The 14,652-nt window shown below is 65.8% G+C and carries 18 protein-coding genes and 1 other RNA gene; 12 read left to right on the top strand and 7 right to left on the bottom strand.

Annotation, left to right across the window (positions count from 1 at the left end):
* Nucleotides 1-46 precede the first annotated feature (46 nt).
* Nucleotides 47-1,282: a type III PLP-dependent enzyme gene (locus C8J40_RS09480; RefSeq protein WP_132896815.1), complete on the bottom strand. Its 1,236-nt coding sequence runs from the start codon at nt 1,280-1,282 to the stop codon at nt 47-49.
* A 137-nt stretch (nt 1,283-1,419) separates the two neighbouring features.
* Between C8J40_RS09480 and C8J40_RS09475 the strand changes: the two genes are divergently transcribed.
* Entirely contained in the window at nt 1,420-2,382 is a 963-nt protein-coding gene (locus C8J40_RS09475; protein WP_207901185.1) for a threonine/serine dehydratase, read from the top strand.
* Here the strand turns inward: C8J40_RS09475 and C8J40_RS09470 are convergent, their stop codons facing one another.
* Nucleotides 2,383-2,967: a hypothetical protein gene (locus tag C8J40_RS09470; protein ID WP_132896814.1), complete on the bottom strand. Its 585-nt coding sequence runs from the start codon at nt 2,965-2,967 to the stop codon at nt 2,383-2,385.
* A 99-nt stretch (nt 2,968-3,066) separates the two neighbouring features.
* On the opposite strand from C8J40_RS09470, the gene C8J40_RS09465 reads away from it, so the two are divergent.
* Complete coding sequence (locus C8J40_RS09465; protein WP_132740086.1) at nt 3,067-3,246, top strand: hypothetical protein; 180 nt, start codon at nt 3,067-3,069, stop codon at nt 3,244-3,246.
* A gap of 145 nt (nt 3,247-3,391) precedes the next feature.
* On the opposite strand, the gene C8J40_RS09460 is transcribed toward C8J40_RS09465, so the two are convergent.
* Nucleotides 3,392-4,048 carry an alpha/beta hydrolase gene (locus tag C8J40_RS09460; RefSeq protein WP_056048342.1) on the bottom strand — a complete coding sequence of 219 codons (657 nt, stop codon included), beginning with the start codon at nt 4,046-4,048 and terminating at the stop codon, nt 3,392-3,394.
* A gap of 81 nt (nt 4,049-4,129) precedes the next feature.
* Here C8J40_RS09460 and C8J40_RS09455 point away from each other — a divergent pair, with 81 nt between their 5' ends.
* The 9 genes from C8J40_RS09455 to C8J40_RS09415 all read left to right on the top strand — a co-directional run bounded on the left by C8J40_RS09455 (nt 4,130) and on the right by C8J40_RS09415 (nt 9,980).
* A complete protein-coding gene (locus tag C8J40_RS09455) occupies nt 4,130-5,161 on the top strand; it encodes an aminotransferase class V-fold PLP-dependent enzyme (RefSeq protein ID WP_279432586.1) in 1,032 nt (343 codons plus the stop codon).
* Entirely contained in the window at nt 5,158-6,243 is a 1,086-nt protein-coding gene (locus C8J40_RS09450; protein WP_132896812.1) for a cysteine desulfurase family protein, read from the top strand. The genes C8J40_RS09455 and C8J40_RS09450 overlap by 4 nt, the downstream gene beginning before the upstream one ends.
* Nucleotides 6,240-6,545 carry a 2Fe-2S iron-sulfur cluster-binding protein gene (locus tag C8J40_RS09445; protein ID WP_132740791.1) on the top strand — a complete coding sequence of 102 codons (306 nt, stop codon included), beginning with the start codon at nt 6,240-6,242 and terminating at the stop codon, nt 6,543-6,545. The genes C8J40_RS09450 and C8J40_RS09445 overlap by 4 nt, the downstream gene beginning before the upstream one ends.
* 110 nt (nt 6,546-6,655) lie before the next feature.
* Nucleotides 6,656-6,970 carry a hypothetical protein gene (locus tag C8J40_RS20560; protein ID WP_207894179.1) on the top strand — a complete coding sequence of 105 codons (315 nt, stop codon included), beginning with the start codon at nt 6,656-6,658 and terminating at the stop codon, nt 6,968-6,970.
* 80 nt (nt 6,971-7,050) lie between these two features.
* A complete protein-coding gene (locus tag C8J40_RS09435) occupies nt 7,051-7,290 on the top strand; it encodes a hypothetical protein (protein ID WP_132740078.1) in 240 nt (79 codons plus the stop codon).
* Between the two features lie 54 nt (nt 7,291-7,344).
* Nucleotides 7,345-7,442: signal recognition particle sRNA small type (gene ffs, locus C8J40_RS09430), an RNA gene on the top strand.
* A 200-nt stretch (nt 7,443-7,642) separates the two neighbouring features.
* Nucleotides 7,643-9,337 carry a DNA polymerase III subunit gamma/tau gene (locus C8J40_RS09425; RefSeq protein ID WP_132896811.1) on the top strand — a complete coding sequence of 565 codons (1,695 nt, stop codon included), beginning with the start codon at nt 7,643-7,645 and terminating at the stop codon, nt 9,335-9,337.
* On the top strand, nt 9,334-9,657 hold the full coding sequence (locus C8J40_RS09420; protein WP_093399186.1) for a YbaB/EbfC family nucleoid-associated protein: 324 nt from the start codon (nt 9,334-9,336) through the stop codon (nt 9,655-9,657). Before C8J40_RS09425 ends, C8J40_RS09420 begins: the two co-directional genes overlap by 4 nt.
* A gap of 80 nt (nt 9,658-9,737) precedes the next feature.
* Nucleotides 9,738-9,980: a hypothetical protein gene (locus C8J40_RS09415; RefSeq protein WP_132896810.1), complete on the top strand. Its 243-nt coding sequence runs from the start codon at nt 9,738-9,740 to the stop codon at nt 9,978-9,980.
* 201 nt (nt 9,981-10,181) lie between these two features.
* Here the strand turns inward: C8J40_RS09415 and mtgA are convergent, their stop codons facing one another.
* From mtgA to C8J40_RS09395, 4 genes are read right to left on the bottom strand one after another with little or no spacing between them, the layout of a single operon-like run.
* The gene (mtgA, locus tag C8J40_RS09410; RefSeq protein ID WP_132896809.1) at nt 10,182-10,856 is read right to left on the bottom strand and encodes a monofunctional biosynthetic peptidoglycan transglycosylase; all 675 of its coding nucleotides are present in this window, start codon (nt 10,854-10,856) and stop codon (nt 10,182-10,184) included.
* 9 nt (nt 10,857-10,865) lie between these two features.
* On the bottom strand, nt 10,866-12,137 hold the full coding sequence (locus tag C8J40_RS09405) for an NAD(P)/FAD-dependent oxidoreductase (protein WP_132896808.1): 1,272 nt from the start codon (nt 12,135-12,137) through the stop codon (nt 10,866-10,868).
* Between the two features lies 1 nt (nt 12,138).
* Nucleotides 12,139-13,041, bottom strand: a complete 903-nt coding sequence (rpoH, locus tag C8J40_RS09400; protein WP_056048373.1) for an RNA polymerase sigma factor RpoH — start codon at nt 13,039-13,041, stop codon at nt 12,139-12,141.
* 57 nt (nt 13,042-13,098) lie between these two features.
* Nucleotides 13,099-14,046 (bottom strand): RluA family pseudouridine synthase, encoded by a 948-nt coding sequence (locus C8J40_RS09395; RefSeq protein ID WP_132896807.1) that lies wholly within the window; start codon nt 14,044-14,046, stop codon nt 13,099-13,101.
* Nucleotides 14,047-14,063: 17 nt separating this feature from the next.
* Between C8J40_RS09395 and C8J40_RS09390 the strand changes: the two genes are divergently transcribed.
* Complete coding sequence (locus C8J40_RS09390; RefSeq protein WP_132896806.1) at nt 14,064-14,507, top strand: M67 family metallopeptidase; 444 nt, start codon at nt 14,064-14,066, stop codon at nt 14,505-14,507.
* The last annotated feature ends 145 nt before the right edge of the window (nt 14,508-14,652 follow it).

The raw sequence follows: 14,652 nt of genomic DNA, 5'->3' as shown, positions 1-14,652 counted from the left end.
CCCGTAAACGGGAGGGGAGGAAGAAGGGCGCGGTACTAAAGCTTGGTTACAGCTTGACGACGTTCGACGCGAGGTCCTGGAACCGCTCATCATACAGCGAGACCATCGGCTCGTCGGTGACGATCACCGTCTCGTCCGATCCGAACCCGTTGAACGCGGTCCGCATCGCCGAGCCGTAGGCGCCGAGCATGCCGATCTCGATGTAATCGCCGGCCTTCGTATCCGCGGGCAGCATGAACGGGCCGACCATGTAATCCATGTCGTCGCACGTCGGACCATAGAAGCTGAACTCCATGTCCTTCGCACGGCTGTCCGGCTCGCGGAGCAGCTCGGTCGGGAAGCGCCAGCCGATATGCGCCGCATCGAACAGCGCGCCATACGCACCGTCGTTGATGTACAGCTCGGTCCCGCGACGCTTCTCGACACGGACGATGATCGACGAATATTCCGCGCACAATGCCCGGCCCGGCTCGCACCACAGTTCGGACGAATAGCTGACGGGCAGCGATTCGAACGCACGGTGGATCGTCTCGAAGAAGTGCTCGAGCGGTGGGGGCTCCATGCCGGGATACGAAGACGGGAAGCCGCCGCCGACGTCGATGACGTCGACCGTGACCGCCGCCTCGACGATCGCCGCACGGACGCGCTCCATCGCGTTCGAATAGGCCTCCGGAGTCATCGCCTGCGAACCGACATGGAAGCAGATGCCGAGCGCGTCCGCTGCTTGGCGAGCCGCGAACAGCAGTTCCTTGGCTTCGTGCGGGGCGGCACCGAACTTCGACGCAAGGCTCAGCTTCGAATGCTCCGAAGACACGCGCAACCGAACGCAGAGCGTCAGGTCGGAAGCTTCGCGGGTGGCGCGGACGACCTTGTCGAGCTCTTCGAGGCTATCGAGGCTGAAGGTGCGGACGCCGTGCGTGAAATACGCCTCGGCAATCGCTTCCTCGGCCTTGACCGGGTGCATGAAGCACAGCGTAGCCTCGGGCAGCGTCCGCGCGACCAGGCGCACTTCGGCGATCGACGCCACGTCGTAATGCGTGATGCCGTTATCCCACAGGATCTGCAGGAGTTCGGGAGACGGGTTCGCCTTCACCGCATACATCGAGCGACCCGGAAACTTCTCGACGAAGAACCGAGCGGCGCGCGCAGCAGCGTGCGGACGAACGAGCGTTACCGGGTTTACCGGACGCCCTTTAGCGATGTCGATGCCGCTCCCGATGTGGGAGGTGTCGGCGGTCGAATGGGCTTTCGCTAACCCCAGCGCGATATGATGCTTGACCAATTCAAGGGACCTCCAATGTCCTGAGACAAATTACGAAAACACTGCCTTGCGGTTGGAAGTCCCATGGGGCAGCGGAAGGGCGATCTACGGTCGCTTGCCCCCCATGTAAATAGGGTTGGCCGCATAGGAGCCAGTGTGTGACGATTTTGCGACAGCCAACGCGGGCGGGGGTGCGGGACGCCGCGGAAAAGATCGCGCGGATCCTCCCGCCGACGCCACTCTTCGTCAGTGAAATCAAGGGCGTGCCGGTGGCTTTCAAGGCCGAGTCGTTGCAACCAATCGGCGCGTTCAAGATTCGCGGCGCGTGGCATCGGCTCACCGCATTGGACGAGGCAACGCGACAAAAAGGCGTCGTCGCGTTCTCGTCGGGCAATCATGCGCAGGGTGTGGCCTGGGCGGCGAAACGGCTCGGCATCGCCGCGACGATCGTGATGCCGTCGGACGCGCCACGCCTGAAGCGCGAGTCGACCTTGGCGCTGGGCGCAGAGGTGGTGACCTACGACCGCGCCACCGAAAGCCGCGAGACGATCGCCGCAGGGCTGGCGGAGGCGAGGGGCGCAACGCTGGTGCCGAGCTTCGACGACCCGTGGATCATCGAGGGGCAGGGGAGCGCCGGGATAGAAGCAGCCGCACAGATGGTAGCGCTAGGCATGGGCGCACCCAGCCGCGTCGTCATACCCTGCGGCGGCGGCGGCCTGTCGGCAGGGATCGCGCTGGCCTTGAAAGACAGCGCGATCACCGTCGTCGAACCCGAAGGCTGGGACGACATGCGCCGCTCGCTGGAGGCATCCTGGATCGAACCGGTCGGCCCAAACCCGCCGCCAACCGCATGCGATTCGCTCCAGACCTTGCGCGTATCGCCGCTGACCTTCGACGTCCTCTCCCGCCGCGATGCTACGGGCGTAGCGGTCAGCGAGCCGGAGATCGCTGCGGCGCAGCGCTGGGCGGCGGAGAAACTGCGACTGGTGGTCGAGCCAGGCGGCGCCGTCGGGCTGGCGGCGGTGCTGGCCGGTAAGGTAAAACCCGAACCCTGCCTGCTTGTGATCCTGTCGGGCGGCAACGTCGATCTGGCCGCTTATGCGAAGGCGATTGCCGGCTGATTAAGCGGGGGGCAAAGTCTTCACTGCTGGCTTCGCGCAGGCATAGGCCTGCTTGTAGCTCCGGTTCCAGCATGCGACGAAGCCGTCGAGGATGTTGAGGTTCATCGGCCAGGCATAGGCGCGTGGCTTGCCGTCGGCGCCGACCGGGGCATAGCCGGCCGGGCGGGGCAGCGCGGCGAGCTTGGCGCGCGCGGTATCCAGCCCGGCGAGGTCGCGGCGCAGGAACGCGACGCTGCCGTCCACATACAGGTTCCAGCCAAACCCCGCATCCTCTTCAGCCGGTTTCCGCGCGGCCTCGAACAGAGCGATCGCCCGCGTCGTCTGCCCCGCGTTCGCGCGCAACTGACCTTCATGCCATTGCAGCAACCCAGCGGTGCGCGGATTGGCCGGATGAGCCGCCGCCCGCCATTCGGCGATCAGATCGGCAGCCTGCGCGTCGCAACCGGCATTGGCGAGCGTGCGCCAGCCGCCCGTCATCGTCTGATCGAAAGCGCGTTCGTCGAGCGCCATCATCGATGGCTTGTCGTACCGGCAATCGGCTGGGGTCGGTGTCTGCGCGGCGATCATCGCGAAAAAGACGAGCATGAAACCTCCGACTATCCGATCGAAGTCGTCAGGCTATTGCTGCGGGTGACGTGAAGTCAACGCGCTTCAATCCGGCAGCGGGGTGGCGTAACGAGCGGCATGAACGCCGCCCTTACCAGCATCGCCGCCGCCGCACCCGCCATCGCCATGCTGGGCATGTTCGCCTGCCTGATCGGCGGGATCGCGCTGATCGTGAAGAAGCGCGATACGAAAAAGGGCGTGTTGATGCTGGTAATGGCCGCGGTTTTGCTAGCCAACGTGGCGATCTGGACGCTCTAGCTCCCTCGCCCCTGCGGGGAGAGGGAAGGGGCCCGCCGCGCTTGCGGTGGGAAGGGAGAGGGGAGTTGGGGAGTGCTAGCCCATCCCAACTCCCCCTCATCCGACGCTGCCGCGCCACCTTCTCCCCGCGGGGAGAAGGACAGAATCACCGGATAGGCGAGTTCGGGTCCAACCGCATATCGAGGTACTTGTCCACCGACCCCATCAGCTCCGGCATCTCATGCTCGAAGAAGTGGTTCGCCTTCGGGATCGTGTCGTGATGGATCGTGATGTGCTTCTGCGTCCGCAGCTTGTCGACCAGCTTCTGCGTAGCCCCCGGCGTCGCCACCTCGTCGGCCTCGCCCTGGATGATGATCCCGCTCGACGGACACGGCGCCAGGAATGTGAAGTCGTACAAATTCGCCGGCGGTGCCACCGAGATGAACCCGCGGATTTCCGGACGGCGCATCAGCAGCTGCATGCCGATCCACGCGCCGAAGCTGACGCCCGCGATCCAGGTCGTCTGCGCCTCGGGATGGAAGCTCTGCACCCAGTCGAGCGCGCTCGCCGCATCGCTCAGCTCGCCGACGCCGTTATCGAACACGCCCTGGCTCTTGCCGACGCCGCGAAAATTGAACCGCAGCGTCGCGAAGCCACGCCGCTGGAAGGTTTTGTAGAGCTGCTGCACGATCGCGTTGTTCATCGTGCCACCGGCCGACGGATGCGGGTGCAGGATCATCGCGACAGGTGCGCGCGGACGCGGCCCCGGCGCAAAACGGCCTTCGAGACGGCCTTCGGGACCGGGGAAAATGACTTCTGGCATGGGGCACTCGCGAACTGTAGGCGCACTCGGGTGGAGTGACGGAATATGCGCGCTATATAAGGTTCGAGCCCCTTTTCGCAATTGGAACCGACCCTGGCCCGTACCGACGCCCGCATCTACCTCGATCACGCCGCCACCACGCCGATGCGCCCCGAGGCTATCGCGGCGGTGATGGAGGGCATGGCGCGCTGGGCGAACCCGTCCTCGCCACATGCCGAGGGACGCGCGGCGCGGGCGGCGCTGGAGGACGCGCGGAAGCGGATCGCCAAGGCGCTGGACTGGCCGTATCACGTAATCCTGACGAGCGGCGCGAGCGAGTCCGCGGCGCTCGCGATGCGGGGTCGACCGGGTATCGGCGTGGCAGCGGTCGAACACGATGCGGTTCTCCGAGCGGCGGAACAGCCGGTGATGCTGGAAGTCGATGCCGGCGGTATCGTCCTGAACGGAGAGGGCGCCGAGACGATCGCGCTGCAGTCCGCGAACAGTGAAACGGGCGTGCTGCAGGAGCGACCTACCGGCTTCTGGATCGCTGATTGCTCGCAGACCGCCGGCAAGCTCCCACTCCCCGAAGCCGAACTCATCATCGTCTCGGCTCACAAGCTCGGCGGCCCCCCAGGCATCGGTGCTCTGCTGGTTCGCGATCTCGGCATGCTCGACCCGACTGGCGGGCAGGAGCGAGGCTATCGCGGAGGCACCGAGAACCTCCCCGGCGCGCTCGGTTTCGCCGCCGCGCTCGAAGCCCCCCGCGACTGGTTCGCCGGCATGGCCGACCTCCGCGCTAAGCTGGACGAAGCGATCCTCGCGGGCGGCGGCGAGATCGTTGCGCAGCACGCCCCGCGCCTCCCCACGATCGCCTCCTACCGCATGCCGGGCGTCAGCTCCGCCGCGCAGTTGATCCGCCTCGACATGGCAGGCTTCGCGGTCTCGGCCGGCAGCGCCTGCTCGTCGGGCAGCATGCGCCCGAGCCACGTCCTCGCTGCAATGGGGTATTCCCCGCAAGCTGCCGCCGAAGTCGTCCGCGTCAGCTTCGGCTGGACCACGACCGCGGACGACGTTGCGAAGTTCGCCGAAGCCTGGACACGCATCGCCACCGACGTCAGACGCGCCGCATGACGTATCTCGACTATCAGGCGACCACCCCGCTGGCGCCCGAAGCGCTCGCCGCGATGCTCCCCTGGCTCGAATCGCAGCACGCCAATCCGCACTCCCCCCACCGCGAAGGCCGCCGCGCCAAAGCCGCCGTCGAAGTCGCCCGCGATCAGGTCGCCGCGCTGCTCCCCGCCGGTGGCCGCGTTGCCTTCACCAGCGGCGCGACCGAGGCGCTCAACTGGGCGATCAAGGGCACGATCGGCCCGATCCTCACGCTCGCCACCGAACACGCCGCCGTCCTCGACACGGTCGCAGCGGAAGCGGCGAGCGGGCGCCAGGTCACGATCCTCCCGGTCAACCCAGACGGCGTGGTCGACCTCGACCAAGCCCGCGCCGTAGTTCAACCCGGCACCGGTCTCGTCGCCGCGATGCTCGTCAACAACGAGATCGGCGTTATCCAGCCGGTCGCCGCGCTTGCAGAGATCGCCCACGCAGCCGGCGCGCTGATGCTCTGCGACGCGGTGCAAGGCTATGGCCGCGTGCCCGTTCCCGACACCGTCGACCTCGTTGCCATCTCCGCGCACAAGATCCACGGCCCCAAAGGGATCGGCGCACTCTGGATCCGCGATGGCATCGACCTCGCGCCGCTGATGCACGGCGGCGGCCAGGAAGCGCCTGGCCGCTCCGGCACGCTGTCGCCGGCCCTCTGCGCAGGCTTCGGAGTCGCCGCGCACCTCATGGCCGATCGCAAGGACCAGGACGCCGCGCACATCGACCGCCTCTGGTCGCTCGCGCTCGACCGCCTCGGCCCCGGCTGGACGATCAACGGCTCGACCGACCACCGCTACCGCGGCAACTTCAACATTCGCCGTGAGGGCCTGGACGTAAACCGCCTGATGTCCGATCTACGCGACATCGCCTTCTCCGCCGGCTCCGCCTGCGCCAGCGGTTCGGGCCGCTCCAGCCACGTCCTTCGCGCGATCGGCCTCACCGAAGCCCAAGCACGCGCCAGCATCCGGCTCGGCTTCGGCCGCTACACCACCGAAACCGAACTCCGCGACGCGATCGATGCGATCGTCGCCGCAGCCGAGGCGCAATGGCCATGATCGTCCGCTTCATCGCCCGCGACGGCACCGTTACGCTGGCCGCGGCAAGCCCCGGCGACCGCCTGCTCGACGCAGCGCAGGCGCATGACCAGCCGCTCGAAGGCACCTGCGAAGGCCAGCTATCCTGCGCGACCTGCCACGTCATCGTCGATCCCGCCGATTTTGCCCGCCTGCCACCGGCAAGCGAGGACGAGGAGGACATGCTCGATCTCGCGCACAACGCGACGCGCACCAGCCGTCTCGCCTGCCAGATTCGGCTGACGGACGCGCTCGATGGCTTGACCGTGCGCATACCCGGTTAGGTCAGCAAAGCTTACAGGAAGACAACGGCCGGTTCAGGGAACGTCCACCGCCCGAAGCGGATTATTCCCTCATCGCCTCAATGTACGAGGTCTTGAAAGGAGTACCGGACATGAAGATCATCGCAATGTTCGCCGCTGGCGCGTTGGCCGCGGGAACGCTGTTCGCTTCGGCCCCCGCCGATGCCCAGCGCCACGGCTGGGACGGCCCGCGTGGCGGCCACGGCTGGCATGGCCCCCGCGGCGATCGCGGCTGGCATGGACGGCGCGGCTGGGACGGCCCCCGCCACGGGTATCGCGGATACCGGGGCGGCTATCGTGGTGGCGGCTACGGCTATCGAGGCCCGCGCGGCTACGGTCGATCGCGCGTCGTCTGCCGGATCGAGCGCGGCTATTATGGCCCGGTTCGTCGCTGTTTCCACCGCTGATACGGAACCGTAACGACCGCGCTTAGTTTGTTAACATAGGTTGTAGGGTTTCGCAGAGCCCGCACTAGCAGGAGAATATCATGAAGTTGTTCACGCTCGCCGCCGCCGGTCTCGTCGCGCTCACCGGCCTTGCTCCCGTCGGCATCGCTGCCGAAGCCTCGGCACAGCGCACTGTCGTCCATGAGCGCACCGTCGTGCGTCACAACGACCGTCGCCCCGGTTATCGTCGCCACGTCGTCCGCACGCGCCAGGTCTGCCGCAATGTCTATCGCAACCATCACCGCCAGCGCGTCTGCCGCACGGTTCGCTATAACCGCTAAGCTCGGTTCGCGCTAAAGCGGCTTGATCATCCCGCCCGACCCCGCCATATGCGCCGCGGGAGTCGGGCGGACGTGGTCGTCGCCAACTTGGTCAGATCCGGAAGGAAGCAGCCACAACGACTAAGCCACGGGTCGTCCCGGCTCCCACCGCGAACTTTTGCAAGCAAACGTGAGCGCGGCCAGCGGTGCAAGGCACCGTCTGACGATGCGGCTTAGCCGCAGCGCACTTCTGATCTTCTGATATAAAAAAAGCAGATAGCATCCCAAACCGCGGACCCTCGCGTCCGCGAGGGAACAGAAAGGGTTCGCTAGCCCTTCGACACCGCCTGTCAAACCGCCTATATCGACCGCAATGTCAGATTCATTCGACCTGGGCGAACCCCCGCAGCCAGCCAAAGCGGCGGACGTCGCCTACCGCGTGCTCGCGCGCAAATACCGGCCGCAGACCTTTTCCGAGCTGATCGGGCAGGACGCGATGGTCCAGACGCTCGGCAACGCGATAAAGCGCGACCGGCTTGCGCACGCCTTCCTGATGACCGGGGTCCGCGGCGTGGGGAAAACCTCGACCGCGCGCCTGATCGCCAAGGCCCTCAACTGCATCGGCCCCGACGGCGAGGGCGGCCCGACGATCGATCCCTGCGGCGTCTGCGAACCCTGCCGCGCGATCGCCGAGGGCCGCCATATCGACGTGATCGAGATGGACGCCGCCAGCCATACCGGTGTCGACGACGTCCGCGAGATTATCGACGCGTCGCGCTATTCGGCGGTCACCGCGCGCTTCAAGATCTACATCATCGACGAAGTCCACATGCTGTCGAAGAACGCGTTCAACGCGCTGCTGAAGACGCTGGAGGAGCCGCCGCCCCATGTGAAATTCCTGTTCGCGACCACGGAAGTGAACAAGGTTCCGGTGACGGTCCTGTCGCGCTGCCAACGGTTCGACCTGCGCCGGATTTCCGCGGAACAGCTCGCCAAGCACTTTGCCTGGGTTTCCGAACAAGAGGGTGTCGTTGCCGATCCCGAGGCACTGATGCTGATCGCGCGCGCTGCGGAAGGCTCCGCGCGCGACGGTCTGTCGATCCTTGACCAGGCGATCGCGCATGCCGGGCTCGAAGGCGGCGGCGTGACCGCGGATGCGGTACGCCAGATGCTCGGCCTGTCCGATCGCGGCGCGGTCCGCGACTTGTTGACGCTGATCCTCGCCGGTGACGGGGCAGGGGCGCTCGCCTCGATGCGCCGGCAATATGACTATGGCGTCGACCCGCTGTCGGTGCTCCGCTCGCTGCTCGAAACCGTCCACGGCATCACGCTGACCAAGGTCGGCACGCCGCCTGACGCCGCGCAACCGATGGAGGAGCGCGCGGCGCGCGAGGAATGGGCGGCCTCGCTCGGCTATCCCGCACTGCATCGCCTGTGGCAGCTTTTCCTAAAGGGACATGACGAGGTCGCCAAGGCCGCGCTGCCAATCGAGGCGGCGGAAATGGCGTTGTTGCGCGCGATCTACGCCTCGACGCTGCCCGACCCCGGCGAACTTGCGCGTCAGATTGCCAGCGGCGGGGCGCCCGCGGCGGCACCGACCTCACCGTCGCCGCCACCTGCGCCCCCATCCGGCGAAGCGCCGCCCTGGAACGCGGGATCCGCTGCGAAGGCGCCCGAACCCGTGGCCACTGGTCCGATCCTGCCGCCGACGTTCGAGGCGCTGGTTGATCTGCTCGACGAATCGGGCGGCCTCGCGATCGCCGCGCGGCTGCGCCACGGCGCGCGCGTGGTCAGTTACGCGCCGCCCGAATTCGCGCTCAGCGGCAGTCGCCCGGTCTCGGCCGATACGCTCGCCGAACTCAACACGCTGTTGAAGAGGGTGACGCGGACCGCCTGGAAAGTGTCGATCGTCGACGCCCCCGGCGAGCCGACGCTGCGCGAGGCGCAGGACGCCGCCGACGCCGCGGTGCGCCAAGCTATTCTCGAATCCCCCATCATGAAGGCCGCGGTGGCAGCGTTTCCCGACGCCCAGCTAGAATCGTGGCCCGGCCAAAGGAGCAACGCATGAAGAATATCGATGAAATCCTCGCCATGGCGCAGAACGTCCAGAACGAGATGGAAAAGGCGCAGGCCAATCTCGACACGATCGAGGTCGAGGGCGCATCCGGCGGCGGCCTGGTCAAGGTGAAGGCCTCCGCCAAGGGCCGCATCATCAACATCGCGATCGACGACTCGCTGATGCAGGTGAGCGAGAAGCAGATGCTTGAGGACCTACTGACCGCCGCATTCAACGACGCACGCGCCAAGGCGGATGCGGTCTCCGGCAGCGAAATGTCGAAAATGACGAGTGGCCTGCAACTGCCGCCAGGCTTTAAGCTGCCGTTCTGAACCAAATCGGGTTCGTTTCGGGGCGGGAACAATCGCTCTTCGGCCGGCGTTGCGCTCTCCAGTAATCAGGGAGAGTCAAAATGGCCGAAGAGCGTATCGTCGAAACCCCGACCACCCACACCACGATCATCGAACGCCGTGGCGGCGGCAGCGGCATGCTGATCGGCATCGTCCTGCTGATCGCGGTCCTGATCGGTGGCTATTACCTGTTCAGCCGCCAAGGCGCGCAGAACAGCAAGGACGCCGCGATCACCTCGGCGGCAAAGAGCGTCGGCAGTGCAGCCGACAAGGCCGGTAACGCGGTCGAGAAGTCGACGCAGTAAAGGCTCCTAGCTGGTTTCCCTGCGAAGGCGGGGACCCGAACTGTTCTCCCGCCTGCGCGGGAGAACAGGGGGTCATCTAGGTCCGTCCGCCCTTCGTCATCCCAGCGAAAGCTGGGATATCCCTCCACGGCGCGCACGATGCGCCATGTGGATACCCCCAGCTTCCGCTGGGGTGCGGGTCTCGGTTTGGGTATTCCTAATTCAGGATTGCAGACAGCTATCCAACCCGTCGTTCCGAACCACCGAAACCCGCCGCGACAGCGTGTTCCCATGCTTGCGCACGAAACCATGAGGATCGATCGCCGCCCGCTTCTTGGGCAACGGCAAGACGGCGGCAATCCGCCCCGCCTCCGTCGGCGACAGTCGCGACGCATCGTGATTGAAATACCGGATCGACCCGGCGTTCGCGCCGTACGTTCCGATCCCGGTCTCGGCGATGTTGAGATACACCTCCATGATCCGCCGCTTCGGCCACAGCGCCTCGATCAGCACGGTGAAATACGCCTCGAACGCCTTCCGCACATAACCGCCGCCCTGGAACAGAAACGCGTTCTTCGCGGTCTGCTGGCTGATCGTCGAGCCGCCGCGGATCCGGCCGCCCTGCGCATTACGCGCCGCCGCCCCCGCCATCGCCTTGAAATCGAAGCCGTGATGCGAACAGAATCGCGAATCCTCGCCCGCGATCGCCGCGCGCGCCATGTCGGGGTCCATCTCGGATAGCGGCATCCAGTCCTTCGTCACGCCGTGGCCATTGAGCACGTCGCCCATCATCGTCCAGGTGAACGGCACCGGCACGAACCGATAGATGCCGACCCAGGCGACGGTAATCAGGACGAACCCGAAGACGATCTTGGCGAAAATGCGGAAGAAGCCCATCGGCGCTCCTTATGCGATCGTAGCAGGCTCGCCAATCACCGCGCGCGCGGCCGCAACGCCGGTTTCATACGCCCCATGTGCGGTGGAGAAGTCGAACGGGTGGCATGCTTCGCCGGCGAAGTGGATCCGGCCGTCGACGGAGGCAGCGAGGACGGCGCGCTGCCCGGCCCTGCCAATTCGCGCATGACTGTAGCTGCCGCCGATATAGGGTTCGTGCCGCCAGCGGGTTGCAGCGAGCGGGGTGAAGCGCTTGCGCCAATCGCTGCCGAGCAGGCCGACAAGTTCGTCGATCGCGAACTGCGCGGCGTCGCGGTCCTCCAGCATTTCCGCGCAGTCGCCGCCGAAGAAGCTCTCGACGATCGGCCAGCCGAACGGCGACAGGCGGTGGCTGGCGGTGCAGGCGCTGTACGGGTTGCCGATCAGGTGCGCGTTGGTCGGCCATTCGGGTCGGTCGACAAGGAGAAATACCTTGTCCGCGAGCCCAAGCGGGAGGTCGGCGGCGGCGGCATGCTTGTCGGGGAGGGGTGGATCGAAGACGATCTGCGACTTGGCGAGGACGGTGGTGGGGACGCAGACGATGACGTGGTCCGCCTCGATCGTGCCGGCGGGGGTGTCGAGTTTGATGCGGTGGCCGCTGTGATCAATGCGCGTTACCGGCGTCGAGAGGCGAACGTTCAGGCCCGTGGCGTGACTGGCGACCAGCGTGCCGTAGCCTTCCTTCACCGTCCAATTATCGTCGGTTGAGGCTTCCTCGTACGCTGCCCAGTCGTCGAGCGAGACCTCGCTGAGGTTCGCACCATTTGCGTAGCCGGAGATCGCGTCGATCTTCGGGCGCCATTTGTCGTTAGGGCCAATGAAGTCGGAGAGAGGGCGGTCGGCGCCTTCTAGGGCAGCAAGAGCGCGCTCGTTCCAAGTTGCGTACGCATCGGCGGATGAGGCTTGGTCTGCGGGCGAGAAGCCGAGATCGCGCCACTGGGTGCGCCAGTTTGCGTCGGAACGATCTACAGTGAAGCCAGAAGTCTCAGCGATATTGGTCCATGGGTTGCGCTGGGCGGAGTGTAGCCAGCCGCAACCGGCGTCGACATGGTCCCCCGCAAAGGCGGGGGCCCAGTCTGGGCCCCCGCCTTCGCGGGGGAACAAGCTTTTCAGGGAGAGGCTATGGGCTCGGCCGCCGAGACGGTCGCTCGCCTCGACCAACAGAACGTCATGCCCGTCATCATGCAGCGTCCTAGCCGCTGCAATACCGGCAGCACCGCCGCCGATGACGACGGTGCGCACCACGTTAAGCCGCCAGCAGGCGCTTTTCGCCGGCAATGCGCATCATCGCCTTCTGCAGCTTCTCGAACGCGCGCACCTCGATCTGCCGCACGCGCTCGCGCGACACGCCGTAGACCTGCGACAATTCCTCGAGCGTCTTGGGATCATCCGTCAGGCGGCGCTCGGTCAGGATATGCTGCTCACGCTCGTTGAGATCGTCCATCGCCGACACCAGCATCGAGTGGCGAACGTCCGCCTCCTGCGCATCGGCGACGATCTTGTCCTGCAACGGCGCGTCGTCCTGCAGCCAATCCTGCCACTGGCCTTCGCCGTCCTCGCGCATCGGCACGTTGAGAGACGTATCCCCGCCCATAGCCATGCGACGGTTCATGCTGACGACATCGGTCTCGGCGACCCCCAGATCGGTGGCGATCTTTGTGACGTGCTCGGGACGCAAATCGCCATCCTCGAATGCGTCAAGACGGCTCTTCATCCGACGCAGGTTGAAGAACAGCTTCTTCTGCGCCGCGGTGGTGCCCATCTTCACGAGGCTCCACGACCGCAGGATATATTCCTGGATCGACGCGCGAATCCACCACATCGCATAGGTCGCAAGACGGAAGCCACGCTCGGGCTCGAACTTCTTCACGCCCTGCATCAGGCCGATATTGCCCTCGGAGATAAGCTCCGACGTCGGCAAACCATAGCCGCGATAGCCCATCGCGATTTTCGCCACGAGGCGCAGATGCGAGGTTACCAACTGCGCCGCAGCCTCGGTGTCGCCATGCTCCTGGAAACGCTTGGCGAGCATATATTCCTGCTCGGGTTTCAGGAGGGGGAATTTCTTGATCTCGGCGAGATAACGATTGAGACCCGCCTCGCTGCCGAGCGCAGGAATCGTCGCTGGAACGTTGGAGCGGGCTGCCATTGTCGTAATCCCTTTCTGCTGACCCCGATTGCCGCACTGCGGCATGGTGTCGATTATCTATACGTCAAGCTGGGTGAACAGTTCCTGCATGTCTGCGGGCATTTCGCTTTCGAACGCCAAAGCGATGCTATTCACCGGATGGATGAACCCCAGATACGCCGCGTGCAAGGCTTGCCGGCGGAAACCGAGCGTTTCGAGCAGCGACTTCTGAGCTTGATTTGTTCTACCATAGACTGGGTCGCCGAGCAACGCGTGACCGATCGACGCCATGTGCACACGGACCTGATGCGTCCGCCCGGTTTCGAGCCGACACTCGATCAGTGCCGCCTTGTGCAACGTCGTGATCGTCGAGAAATGCGTCACCGCGCGCTTGCCGCCTTCGACGATCGCGATCTTCTTTCGGTTCTGCGGACTACGCGCGAGCGGCGCATTGACGGTGCCGCTCGGCGGGCGCGGGATACCACCGACGATCGCCTTGTAGCGGCGGTCGATGCTGTGGTCGTGGAATTGCTTCGCCAGGCCTTCGTGCGCGCGGTCGGTCTTGGCGGCGATCATCAGCCCCGACGTGTCCTTGTCGATCCGGTGGACGATGCCGGGCCGCGCGACGCCGCCGATGCCCGACAGGTTGCCAGCGCAGTGATGGAGCAGCGCGTTGACGAGCGTCCCGTCGAAATTGCCCGCGGCGGGGTGGACGACCAAGCCGGCGGGCTTGTCGATCACAATCAGGTCGTCGTCTTCGTAGGCGACGACGAGCGGGATATCCTGCGCTTCGTTGTGCAGCGGCGTTGGTGGCGGGATCGCGACCGCGAACACTTGACCCGCCGCAGCCTTCTTCGCCGAGTCACGCCATTCGCGGCCGTTGAGCGTGACCTGGCCCGCGGCGATCAACGCCTTCAACCGTTCGCGCGACATGTCGGGAAGCACTTCGGCGAGCGCACGGTCGAGCCTCCAACCATCCGTGGCCGGCGTGATCGATGCTTCGACGATGGAAACCCCCCGGTCCATGTCGTAGCGATGTGGCGATGAGCGTGACGATTTCAAGCGAAGTGCTGACACAAGTTGTTGCCGCGGCGACCGCGTCGCCCGACGCGGAAATTTGTGGGCTGCTGTTCGGGACGGCGAGGCGGATCGAGGGGGCGGAGGCGTGCGCGAATGTCGCGACCGATCCGGCGCGGACGTTCGAGATCGAACCGAAGGCGTTGTTCGCGGCGCATCGACGAGCGCGGGGGGGAGGGCCCAGCGTGGTCGGGCATTATCATTCGCATCCGTCGGGTTTGCCGGTTCCGTCTCCGAGTGATGCGGCGCAGGCTATGGGGGATGGGGCGATCTGGGTGATCCTTGGCGGGGGTGAGGCGCGTGCGTGGCGATCGGTCGAGATGGGCGCGTTTGTCGAAGAGATGATTGAGCGCATCAAAGACACCTCCACCCCGGCGAAGGCCGGGGCCCAATTGGGAAGGTCGGAGTAACGGAGCGCAGCGTTTAGTTAGCGATGTTCCCCAATTGGGCCCCGGCCTGCGCCGGGGTGGGGCATGCTGGGGTGGGAGCATGTTGCAACGCTCTGCAATGCGCTGCCTCTCGCCGATCCAACCACCCTTGCGCGCCGTCCGCACC

The organism is Sphingomonas sp. PP-CC-3A-396 (assembly GCF_004343105.1).
Taxonomy (GTDB): domain Bacteria; phylum Pseudomonadota; class Alphaproteobacteria; order Sphingomonadales; family Sphingomonadaceae; genus Sphingomonas.
Note: the sequence above shows the minus strand (reverse complement) of the source record. Positions and strands in the feature narration are given on the sequence as shown.

Excerpts from the sequence above, each read along its gene's own strand:
- C8J40_RS09470 (WP_132896814.1), bottom strand. The coding sequence starts at position 2,967 with ATGCTCGTCTTTTTCGCGATGATCGCCGCGCAGACACCGACCCCAGCC.
- C8J40_RS09465 (WP_132740086.1), top strand. The coding sequence starts at position 3,067 with ATGAACGCCGCCCTTACCAGCATCGCCGCCGCCGCACCCGCCATCGCC.
- C8J40_RS09460 (WP_056048342.1), bottom strand. The coding sequence starts at position 4,048 with ATGCCAGAAGTCATTTTCCCCGGTCCCGAAGGCCGTCTCGAAGGCCGT.
- C8J40_RS09450 (WP_132896812.1), top strand. The coding sequence starts at position 5,158 with ATGACGTATCTCGACTATCAGGCGACCACCCCGCTGGCGCCCGAAGCG.
- C8J40_RS09445 (WP_132740791.1), top strand. The coding sequence starts at position 6,240 with ATGATCGTCCGCTTCATCGCCCGCGACGGCACCGTTACGCTGGCCGCG.
- C8J40_RS20560 (WP_207894179.1), top strand. The coding sequence starts at position 6,656 with ATGAAGATCATCGCAATGTTCGCCGCTGGCGCGTTGGCCGCGGGAACG.
- C8J40_RS09435 (WP_132740078.1), top strand. The coding sequence starts at position 7,051 with ATGAAGTTGTTCACGCTCGCCGCCGCCGGTCTCGTCGCGCTCACCGGC.
- C8J40_RS09425 (WP_132896811.1), top strand. The coding sequence starts at position 7,643 with ATGTCAGATTCATTCGACCTGGGCGAACCCCCGCAGCCAGCCAAAGCG.
- C8J40_RS09420 (WP_093399186.1), top strand. The coding sequence starts at position 9,334 with ATGAAGAATATCGATGAAATCCTCGCCATGGCGCAGAACGTCCAGAAC.
- C8J40_RS09415 (WP_132896810.1), top strand. The coding sequence starts at position 9,738 with ATGGCCGAAGAGCGTATCGTCGAAACCCCGACCACCCACACCACGATC.
- mtgA (WP_132896809.1), bottom strand. The coding sequence starts at position 10,856 with ATGGGCTTCTTCCGCATTTTCGCCAAGATCGTCTTCGGGTTCGTCCTG.
- rpoH (WP_056048373.1), bottom strand. The coding sequence starts at position 13,041 with ATGGCAGCCCGCTCCAACGTTCCAGCGACGATTCCTGCGCTCGGCAGC.
- C8J40_RS09395 (WP_132896807.1), bottom strand. The coding sequence starts at position 14,046 with ATGGACCGGGGGGTTTCCATCGTCGAAGCATCGATCACGCCGGCCACG.
- C8J40_RS09390 (WP_132896806.1), top strand. The coding sequence starts at position 14,064 with ATGAGCGTGACGATTTCAAGCGAAGTGCTGACACAAGTTGTTGCCGCG.